A 9,634-nucleotide genomic window follows, 5' to 3' on the forward strand; every position below is an offset into this window, starting at 1 on the left:
CGCCCGTGCCGCTGACCGACCGCACCATCACCAACCCGCGGTTACTCTTTGACGCCCTCGACCGCCACGGCCCCAACGCCGCCCAGTTTTGACGTACGCGTGTACACCGACAAAATAGTGCCAGGTTGACCTCGCGCCCCCTCGTTTAGTGCGGTGATGCTGCGTCCGAAGAACTTTAACGAGGTAAGGCGGCGGAGACTGGCTCGAAGGTCGCATTGTGAACTGTATCGCTGTGAACTTACACGTAAAGACGACGGCGAGCAGCGCAGCTGTGATGTTTCTAGGTTCAAACGGCTCCGTGAACATGGTCGACACGTTCATTTTCAAGGAGTTGGCACGACCCTCAACCCAACGGCGAACTCGGTTCCCTCATATCAAATATATTAAGCACAGATAACCGGAATGTGAAATTCCTCGAAGACCGACAATGCAGAGCTGGTAAATTCACGACCCAAGCGAGATTGTGAATCCATAAAATCTTTCCATTCAATACGAAACATAGACCCTCGCCCATGCCTGAGGCTTGCGGACAGGAGATCAGCAACGCCGTCCAGGTTTGACCCAAAGTACCCCCTTGGGCCATTAACAGCCTCACCCAGCGCGCAATAAAATCCCTCAAGAGTCAGCAGTGAACTACCTTCAATTTTCACAATCTTTTCCCGGCCAGACTCGGAAAGTTCTCGAGGATTCGCAAACCACGCCGTCTGGACCACATGCAACCAGCTGGAGTGATACGCGACGGGAAAAGATGCCCATTCACCGCAGACGCGAGGCTCCGATGATGCCCACCTCTTCCAGATTTCCCCAGCAAACGGGTAGGGATATCCGTATGCGTAGAATGAACACGCGTCTGAATTTTGCCCGTCAAGACCTGCAATCTGGAGCTTGGAGAGCCTCACGGAACTGAGGTGGTAGATGCCGATTCGACTACCACGCTGGTTCACTACTTCCAGATCTGCCCATTCAATTATTCCTCGGTGATCATTGATTTTACGTACCCCTGTGAGAAAAATATTGCCGGGAGTAACAGACTCAAATTCTGTGTAGAAACCTGTCACGTCCTGGGCCGTGAGGAGAACGCTCCGGCTCTCAGCATCCACGAGCCGATACAGAGGGCTTTTCTCCTCGACGGATATCGACATTCCTTACTTCTCCTACCTACTTCACAGCAGCCCAAGTGGGCCGCCGACACTCTATCCGGCGGCCCACTCTACCGCGTATTACTTTTTACTCCATCCCCAGTCAGGGAAATGGGGGGACTCAAAGCGTTGGATCTTTTTGTAGTGGCTTGCAGTCCACCCAATCGCCACTATCCCATTCGGGAAACGCTTCACCAAGAGCCGTTCAAGCTCACTGCCATTCGGGACTCGGTACTCCTCGGCGTCAGCCCACCAAGGATGCTCTCTCCCCTTATACGTGTCATGTGATTCCAGTTTGCCCAACTTCAGCTCATCATACGCCTTCACGATCTCCTTCGTCATCCCCTGCGGGAGAGGTGACGAGAGGCGCGTCGGGCACTTCTTCGCATTGTGGACGAGAACTGGAGTTCTTCCCGCCATGACGTAATAAGTGTGCAGATCAGCGACGGTCAGGTTGTAGGTGCGCACATTTTTGCTATACGCATTATTCTTAAGGATGGTTACCGGACTACCATCCACAGTGCGTAGGGTCATCCCGCGATGAAGCTCAGCAGCTTTGACCCAAGTTCTTTGCGACGGAGACCAGAAAGGGTGCTCATAGGTCGCGGTGATCTTCTCCACCCCCAGATGACTGGCAATGGATATTTCATTGAACCGCTTGTCGTGCTCGGTGACAATCAGGTCGGTAACTACTCGCGCCTCGGTCCGACCCGTGACCGGTTCCGTTGCGACGACCGGGTCCCCAACTTTCACCGATTCTATACTCTTCGTGCTGCGGTCGCCCATCAGCACCTTGGTGCCTGCGAGGAAGCACTCAAGGCACTTTTCCCCCACCTTGGCCGCTCTCGACCCTTCAGCGATATCTTGGACGCCTTCGGTGGCCTTTTTGAGAAGTTTCAGCTTACCGATGGGCAGCACGCCACCAACAGCGAGGGCACAGCCGATAAGTGTGGGATCTTTCGCGCACGCGAGAAGGTCGCTCACTCCTGAGAGTTCCATGCCTCCCTTCAAGAGGAGCTTGGCCAGGTCCATGTCCACAGCGGGCACAACAATGACGGCGTCTTCGTCGTACCTGCAGGGAGCGAGGCTGTCCCGGCTCATGAACTGGATGCACTTGTGCTTTCTGCGCTCGCTCTGTACATGCTGCTTACGCTCTTCTTCGTCCTGGCGTCGGGCTTCAGCTTCCTCGGCCTGGCGCTTCGCTGCAGCATCGGCCCATGCCTGCGAGGCCAAGGTGTTGGCTTCTGCGGAACTCTTGCCAGCGGCGATTGCTGCATCCCGGGCAGCTTCAGCTGAATTATGGGCAAATTGCGATGATTCTCGAGCGTAGGCGGCAGAGAATTGGGCTTGGGCTGCGGATTCGGTGGCTGCTGCGGCGTCGCGGTCAGCGGCATCGGCGGCGTTGCGGGCGTTCGTAGCGGACTTGGCCGCCTGGTTGGCGCTGACTTGTGCCTGGTCGGCTGAGTCCTTAGCCGCGTTGGCGTAGGTGGTCGCCAGTTTGGCCTGTTTATCGGCTTCGGCTGCGGCTTCGATAGCCTTGTCCTTGGCGTGGCCGGCGTCGGCTGCCGCCTTGGCGGCGAGATAGGCGTTCTTCTTGGCGGTGGCGGCTATCCCGTCGGCTTCGTTGATCAGGCGCTGGACCTGGGCGACGTGGTTGTTGGTGAGCTGGTCCTTGCGGTCGGCCATGTACTGGCCGGCCTGGATGAAGGTGTGGAGCTGGTCGGCCGAGCTCTGCAGCGCGGCCAGGGCCGCGCCCTTGACCTCGGGGCCACCGTCGTTGACGAGCTTGCTCGCGAGGACTCGCTCGTCGATGTTGCGGGCCTCGTACTGGCCGCTGTTGAGGAAGGCGGACATGGCCTTTGCGCTGCCGTCGGCGAGGGCAGCCTTGGAGGCCTCCTTCACACTCGGTCCGCCAGCGTTGTTGATCTTTGAGATCAGTACGCGGTAGTCGATGGCCGCCACCTCGTACTGGCCGGTTGCATAGAAGTCGCGGACCTGCTGGTCGTTACCCTTCAATGCCTCGGTCGCGCCGGTGCGTACGGCTTCGTAGGGGCTGTCGGAGGCGAGGTCCGCGACCTGCTGGCGCACCTCGTCCGCCGCCGCCTTGTTGATCCCTGTACGCAAGTACTCAAGTACGTCGGCGTCCTCACCCGACAGGGCCCGGGCGGCTGCTTCCTGGCGCCAGGAGCCGTAGTGCTTGAGTGCGCGCAGCGCGACTGCGCGGCCCTTGGCCGCAATGTCCTTGGTGTCGGCTCCGGGCTTGTCAGCCTCTGCGACGAGTGCGGCGGCATCGTTGGTGATGTTGGTGTCTTCGAGTGCGACCTGGGCGAGCTGTTTGGTGAACTCCTCGCTGGCGGTTTGGTTGGACTTGGCGCGCTCGACAGCTGCGTGGTTGCGGGCGGTAAGTTCTTCGGCCTCTGTTTCCCGGGCGATCGCGAAGAGCTTCTTGGCGGAGGTGACGGCCGCGCTTGCCTCGTCGGCTGCCTCCTTGGCCTTGGCCGCCTGCTTGTCCGCCTCGGCGGACAGCTTGGTCGCGTCGCCCGCATATTTGGCCGCCTCTTCTGCGGCATCCGCAGCCTTCTCAGCGTGGTCGGCAGCCTTGTTCGCGTGGTCGCGAGCCTCGAACGCCGCGTCGGCGGACTTCGTGGCCAGGGCTTGGGCAGCGGCGGCGGCGCGGTTGGCTTCCCGGGCGTGGCGGCGGGTCTCTGCGGCTGCGGCCTTGGCCTCGCCGGAATGGATACCGGCCGCTTCGGCCGAGGCGTTGGCGTCGTCAGCCGAGGCTGCGGCGGCATCGGCGTTGGCCCCGGCATCGGCCGACGCCTTCGCTGCCGCGCCGGCAGCGACGGATGCCTTGCCGGCCTGTTCGGCGGCGGCTGCCGAGGTCTTGGCGAGTCCGGCGGCCTTTCGGGCGTTCTGAGCGTAGTTCTTGGCGTCTTCGGCCTTGTTCTTGTTGCCGAGGGCGGCGAGCGAGGCGTTGTAGGCGTCGTCCGCGGCGCTGGCGGCTGCGGCTGCGGCGCTCGCGGTCTGTGCGGCTGCCAGGGCGGCAACACGGGCAGAACGGTTGGCCGCGTTGGCCGCGCCGATCGCCGTTTGCGCGGCCTCGGCCGCAGCCTTGGCAGCAGCCGCGGCCTGCTTGGCCTTGGCCGCGGCCTTCTCGGACTCGGCCTTGGCGTCCTTCGTCTCGTCCGCAGCAGTCTTCGCTGCCTTCATGGCCAGGTCCGAGGCGGCGACCGCCTTGGCCGAGGCTTCCTCGGCCGCCTGCGTTGCTTCCTCCGCCTGCTGCCCGGCCTGGACTGCCTGCTCGTTGAGCTGGGCGATCGAGGCACGTTCCTGATCGCGGTTGCGAGCGGTGAACTGGCCGATCTCTAGGAACTCGACGATGTCTTCCGGGCTGCCCTGCAGAGCGACTTTCCCGGCAGCCTTCATCGCCGGGCCGCCGGAGTTGATGAGCTTGGAGACCTTGACCCGGTTGTCGATCTTCCTGGCGTCGTACTGACCGTCAGCCAGGAACTTGGTCACGTCCTCCTGGCTACCCTCCAGGGCAGCCTTGCCCGCGTCCTTGACGCCGGTCCCCCCGAAGTTGATGATCCGCGACACCTCGGCGCGCTGATCGATCTCGTAGGGGGCCTTCCAGCCTTCCCGAAGAAAGGCGGCCACATCATCTGGGTTCTTGGACTCAAGGGCCTTCTTGGCTGCTTCGCGGACCCCTGTGCCGCCCGCGTTGATGATCCGGCTGACATCGACTCGGTCATCGGTGCGCTGCAGGTCGTTTTTGGTGTCGAGGAACTGTTTGATCTCCTCTGGGCCTCCCAGAAGCGCGCGCTCGGCGGCCTCCTTCACTCCCGGGCCGCCGGTTCTCCAGTACTCGACTGTCAGCCCACGGTCCTCTGAAGGATCAGGGGTGGAGCCTGCGGCGGCGGGTGTGGTGCTCAGCAGCCCGGCGGCGAGTACTGAGGGGAGCAGTGCGGCGTAAAGGGCGCGCAGGCCACCCTGCCGCCGCTGTCTGCCTGTTGGGGAGTGTGCAGTCCTCACAAGAAGCAGTGGACGTTTCACCCGTTTTATTCCTTTCGCGTCCAGCGCGAACGGTTGTAGCTGCCCACCCGGCAAGTGCGTCGAGGTTCCCCCTGCACTCATCGGGCAAGGGGGAAGGCGCATGCGGCTGCGAAGGCGTGTCTCGATAGGCGCGGCTCTCCCCCGGGAGACCACAACTCCCCCTGGTCATGGGGTGGGGGGCGCGCTCAATGTGCATCTTACATATGTTTTACTTACGTGAATCTCATGGGTTTCTCATGTGCCTGTGCTTCATGATTGTGAGGATGCTGTGACGTTGTCCCGTGCCCGTAAGGCGCTCATATCAGCCGGTGTTGGGGTGGTTGCGGCATCAGTCGGCTTCACTGCGCTTGCTGCGGCACAGGCAGCGCCCAAGGCCACGCCCGGCGCGACCGTGTCAGCGGAGGCCGCTGACATGCCGTCGACCGCGGAGAGCTTCGCCTACCCCAACGCGGCGCAGATCCTCCAGAACCAGAAGATCACCCTGAAGCGGGGCGACGGTCACATCCTGTTGACCAACTGCGCCAGCGGCTACGACATCCAGGTCGAGTCGCACATCGGCGGTCACTACTTCTGTTTCACCGTCAGCGGCAAGCAGGGCTTTGTGACGCTGGAACTTCCCGACGCCTACGGCATCTGGACCAAGGCCCACCCGGTGAAGGCCACCCTCACCGCCATGGCCGACGGCACGCAGGAAGTCGTCAACGCCCCCGCCGCCCAGCCCGGCGAGCAGAACGAATACACCCCCGTCGGTGAAACCAGCGACATCGGCAAGCGCTCCGTCCTGGTCGAGCTGCGCGTGACCGGCTGACGGACGGCCCTCGGCCCTGACGCCGCCACCAGGCACTGCGTGAGGCTCGTGTCTCTGTACCGCTGGAGCATGCCCACCACGTCAGCGTCTTGACTTACGGCTACTGAGGCCCTCCGGCCGTCGAACGCCGCCCTGCCCGATCGGGCGCCTTCTTCCTCTGCAAGCTCCAAGGATCACCATGTTCACAGTCAGTTCGCGCGCCGCGTGGACGACCAGTCTGCTCGCCACCGCGGTGGGAGCAGGACTGCTGACCGCTGCCCCCGCCACCGCCCTCGCCGGTGACGACACCAGGGGGAACGACTATGCCTTCACCGCGAAGCTGAACATCGGCGACCGCGCCGCCTGTTCGGGCGCCCTGGTCGATGCCCAGTGGGTCATCACCGCCGCGGCCTGTTTCAGCGACGGCGGTAAGCCGGTCCTGGCCGGCAAGCCCGAGGTCAAGACCACCGTCACCGTGGGCCGTACCGACCTGACCCAGGCGACCGGCAGTGTGCAGGAGGCCGTCGAACTGGTCCCGCGCCCCGACCGTGATGTGGTGATGGTCAAGCTCGCCCAGCGCGTCCCGGAGAGCGCGGCCAAGCCGGTCAAGGTCGCCGCCAGGGCGGCGGCGGAAGGTGAGCAGTTGCAGGTCGCCGGGTTCGGGCGGACCAAGACCGAATGGGTGCCCAACAAGCTCCACACCTCCGTCTTCACCGTCGCCTACACCGACCCTGCCTCCGTGGGGCTGAACGGCTCCGACAACGCGGTGATCTGCCAGGGTGACGCCGGCGCGCCCGCCTTGCGCGGAACCGGCGCCGGTGCGGAGCTCGTCGCTCTCAACATCCGCTCCTGGCAGGGCGGCTGCCTGGGAACCGACGAGAGCGAGAAGCGCACCAGCGCACTCGACGCCCGCCTCGACGACCTTGCGGCGTGGGTGAGCACCGTGGTGTTCCGCGACACGGCCGCGGCCCCGGCCGTTACGGTCGCCGGTGACGACAACGGTGACGCTGTCACCGACCTGTTCACCGTGGCCGCGGACAAGACGCTGAGTGTACGCAGCGGCGCCCGCAACGGCTTGTTCGCCTCCGTCAGGCAGCTGACCGGCGGGTGGGGCTTCGGCCAGACCACCGCCGACGACTTCACCGGCGACCGCCTGGCGGACCTGGTGGCCACCAACTCCGCCGGCGACCTGTTCCTGTGGACCGGCAGCAGCAGCGGTACATACAGCTCGCCGCAGAAGCTGACCAGCGGGTGGGAGTTCACCCAGACCACCGCCGGTGACTTCACCGGCGACGGCAAGGCCGATCTGGTCGCCCGCACCTCCACCGGCGAGCTGCGCCTGTGGCCCGGCAACGGCAGCGGTGCCTTCGGTGCTCCGCGCAAGCTGACCAGTGGCTGGGAGTTCACCCAGACCAATGCTGGCGACTTCACCGGTGACGGCAAGGCCGATCTGGTCGCCCGCACCTCCACCGGCGAGCTGCGCCTGTGGCCCGGCAACGGCAACGGCACCTTCGGCAGCGCGCGGGCGCTGACCGGCGGATGGAACTTCACGCAGACGGTGGCCGGTGACTTCACGGGTGACGGCAAGGCGGACCTGGTCGCTCGCACCGCTGCCGGGGAGCTGCGCCTGTGGTCCGGTAACGGCAACGGCACCTTCGGGAGCGCCACCGCGCCCGGGCAGTAGCACCCGTACCGACGGATCAGATGCCCTGACCGATGCGGAGGAGGGGTGTCCATGTGCCTTACGGACACCCCTCACGGCTATGGCGCTGCAGTCGTTCTACGGCGAGTGCCCTTGGCATCGTCGCAGCCTCACCGAGCAGGCGCACCTTCGCGTCGTAGCGGCTCCCGCACCGAGCCGCAGGCCATCCATCCCATTCCTGCCTTGGAGAGGCGAGTACTTGTTACCTGTCTCAACCCGCAAAAGGAGAACTGTTCATGGGCACCCATCGCAAACCCCGGGACCGGCGCAGCACACGCGTGCGCGCGGCGATGGTGGGCATGCACACCGCTGGTATGTCCACCGCCCTGTTCGCCTTCGGCGTGCCCAGCCAGGCAGCCGCACAGCCGTCACCTGCGGGGCCGTCCGCACCCGACGCCGTGCCCTCCCCCACGCAGTCGAACACCCCCGACGCACAGCCCTCACCCACGGGACCGTCGGCGACCGCCGGGCAGCCCTCGCCCGCACGGTCGTCTGCGGCTGCCGGCCAGCCTTCTCCCACGAAGCCGCCCACAACTGGCGGACTTCACTCACCCGTCAGGTCGTCTGCGGCTGCCGGTCAGTCCTCAAGTGGTGCGTGGACACGGACTTGGGGTACGGCCCTTGCCACCGCGGGCCCCGCCGCCGAGTCGAAGGTCACCGGAGGACAGACCATCCGCATGGTGGTGCACACCAGCATCGCCGGCAGGACCGCCCGCATCCACCTGGCCAACACCTTCAACACAGAACCCGTGACAATAGGGCATGCCACGATTGCCCGCCAGGACAAGGGGGCCTCGGCCCTGGGCACTCCTGTCTCGCTGACGTTCAACGGTTCCCGCCAGATCGAGATCCCGCCGGGCGTCGGCATCGACAGCGATCCCGCGGCGTTCCCGGTCAAGGCCGACGAGAACCTCCTGGTCACTCTTTACCTGCCCAAGCCGGTCGCGACGGCTCCGTACCACGAGTACACCCTGACGACGTCCTACGCGTCGGCGCCGGGGGACACCGCTGACCGTGCCGCGGCCAGCAGCGGTGCGAGCTTCCCCGCGCGCTTTGGCAATTGGGCCTACCTCAGTGGACTGGACGTCACCGCCAGCGCCGGTGGTGGCACGGTCGTGGCGATCGGTGACTCGCAGACCGACGGCGGCCACACCACGCCCGACACCAATCAGCGCTGGACCAACGATTACAGCCGGGCCCTGCAGAGATCCGCGCACCCCAGCGGCATCGTCAACGCCGGGATCTCCGGCAACCGGCTCCTCACCGACAGCACGGCATCCCGTGCCTCCTACGGCCCCTCGGTACTCAACCGGTTCGACCGCGACGCCCTGGCCCAGCCCGGCGTCCGAAAGGTCGTCATCTACGCCGGCGTCAACGACATCCTCTACAACAACGCCACCAGCCAGGCTCTCATCCAGGCCATTCAGGACCTCGCCCAGCGCGCACACGCCGCAGGCCTGACGGTGACCGTCGCCACCATCCCCCCCTTCAGGGGTGATCCCGACTACACCGCGGCCAAGGAGCAGATCCGTCAGGAGTTCAACGACTACATCCGCACGACCCGGGAAATCGACAGCTATGCCGATTTCGACCAGGCCACCCGTGATCCCTTGGACCACACCCGCCTGTTCGCCGGCTACTACACCCGCGGCGACGACCGCCTCCACCTGAACGACAACGGCAACCAGGCCATGGCCAACACCCTGGCGCCTGCCCCGGCCACCCGCCCCGCCCCCCGCTTCACCCAGACGAGAGCGGCCGACTTCGACCGCGACGGCACCGCGGACCTCCTCGCCCGCGACAGCCGCGGCACCCTCTACCTCTGGCCCGGCAACCAGGACATCGACGCCCCGAGGCGCGGCGACGGAACCTTCGGACGTGTACGCCGCCTGACCGATGGCTGGAACTTCACTCAGACCACTACCGGCGACTTCAATGCCGACGGCAAGATCG

General features: G+C 64.8%; 5 protein-coding genes. 3 read left to right on the forward strand and 2 right to left on the reverse strand.

Features of this window, described 5'->3' with window-relative positions; translation table 11 throughout:
• Nucleotides 1-383: 383 nt before the first annotated feature.
• Nucleotides 384-1,142 carry a barstar family protein gene (locus ACZ5ID_RS36120; protein ID WP_468906784.1) on the reverse strand — a complete coding sequence of 253 codons (759 nt, stop codon included), beginning with the start codon at nt 1,140-1,142 and terminating at the stop codon, nt 384-386.
• A 78-nt stretch (nt 1,143-1,220) separates the two neighbouring features.
• Nucleotides 1,221-5,192 carry a polymorphic toxin-type HINT domain-containing protein gene (locus tag ACZ5ID_RS36125; protein ID WP_468906786.1) on the reverse strand — a complete coding sequence of 1,324 codons (3,972 nt, stop codon included), beginning with the start codon at nt 5,190-5,192 and terminating at the stop codon, nt 1,221-1,223.
• 412 nt (nt 5,193-5,604) lie between these two features.
• Here ACZ5ID_RS36125 and ACZ5ID_RS36130 point away from each other — a divergent pair, with 412 nt between their 5' ends.
• From ACZ5ID_RS36130 to ACZ5ID_RS36140, 3 genes are all read left to right on the forward strand, one after another.
• Nucleotides 5,605-6,000, forward strand: coding sequence for a hypothetical protein (locus ACZ5ID_RS36130; RefSeq protein ID WP_468906788.1), 396 nt, complete (start codon nt 5,605-5,607; stop codon nt 5,998-6,000).
• A gap of 178 nt (nt 6,001-6,178) precedes the next feature.
• Nucleotides 6,179-7,663, forward strand: a complete 1,485-nt coding sequence (locus ACZ5ID_RS36135) for an FG-GAP-like repeat-containing protein (protein WP_468906791.1) — start codon at nt 6,179-6,181, stop codon at nt 7,661-7,663.
• Nucleotides 7,664-8,358: 695 nt separating this feature from the next.
• A partial coding sequence (locus tag ACZ5ID_RS36140) for an SGNH/GDSL hydrolase family protein (RefSeq protein ID WP_468906794.1) occupies nt 8,359-9,634 on the forward strand: 1,276 nt, incomplete at its 3' end.

Source organism: Streptomyces sp. NPDC031670 (assembly GCF_055580545.1).

What these genes read in the sequence shown, in the direction of transcription:
- ACZ5ID_RS36120 (WP_468906784.1), bottom strand. Translation starts at nt 1,142, where the DNA reads ATGTCGATATCCGTCGAGGAGAAAAGCCCTCTGTATCGGCTCGTGGAT.
- ACZ5ID_RS36130 (WP_468906788.1), top strand. Translation starts at nt 5,605, where the DNA reads ATGCCGTCGACCGCGGAGAGCTTCGCCTACCCCAACGCGGCGCAGATC.
- ACZ5ID_RS36135 (WP_468906791.1), top strand. Translation starts at nt 6,179, where the DNA reads ATGTTCACAGTCAGTTCGCGCGCCGCGTGGACGACCAGTCTGCTCGCC.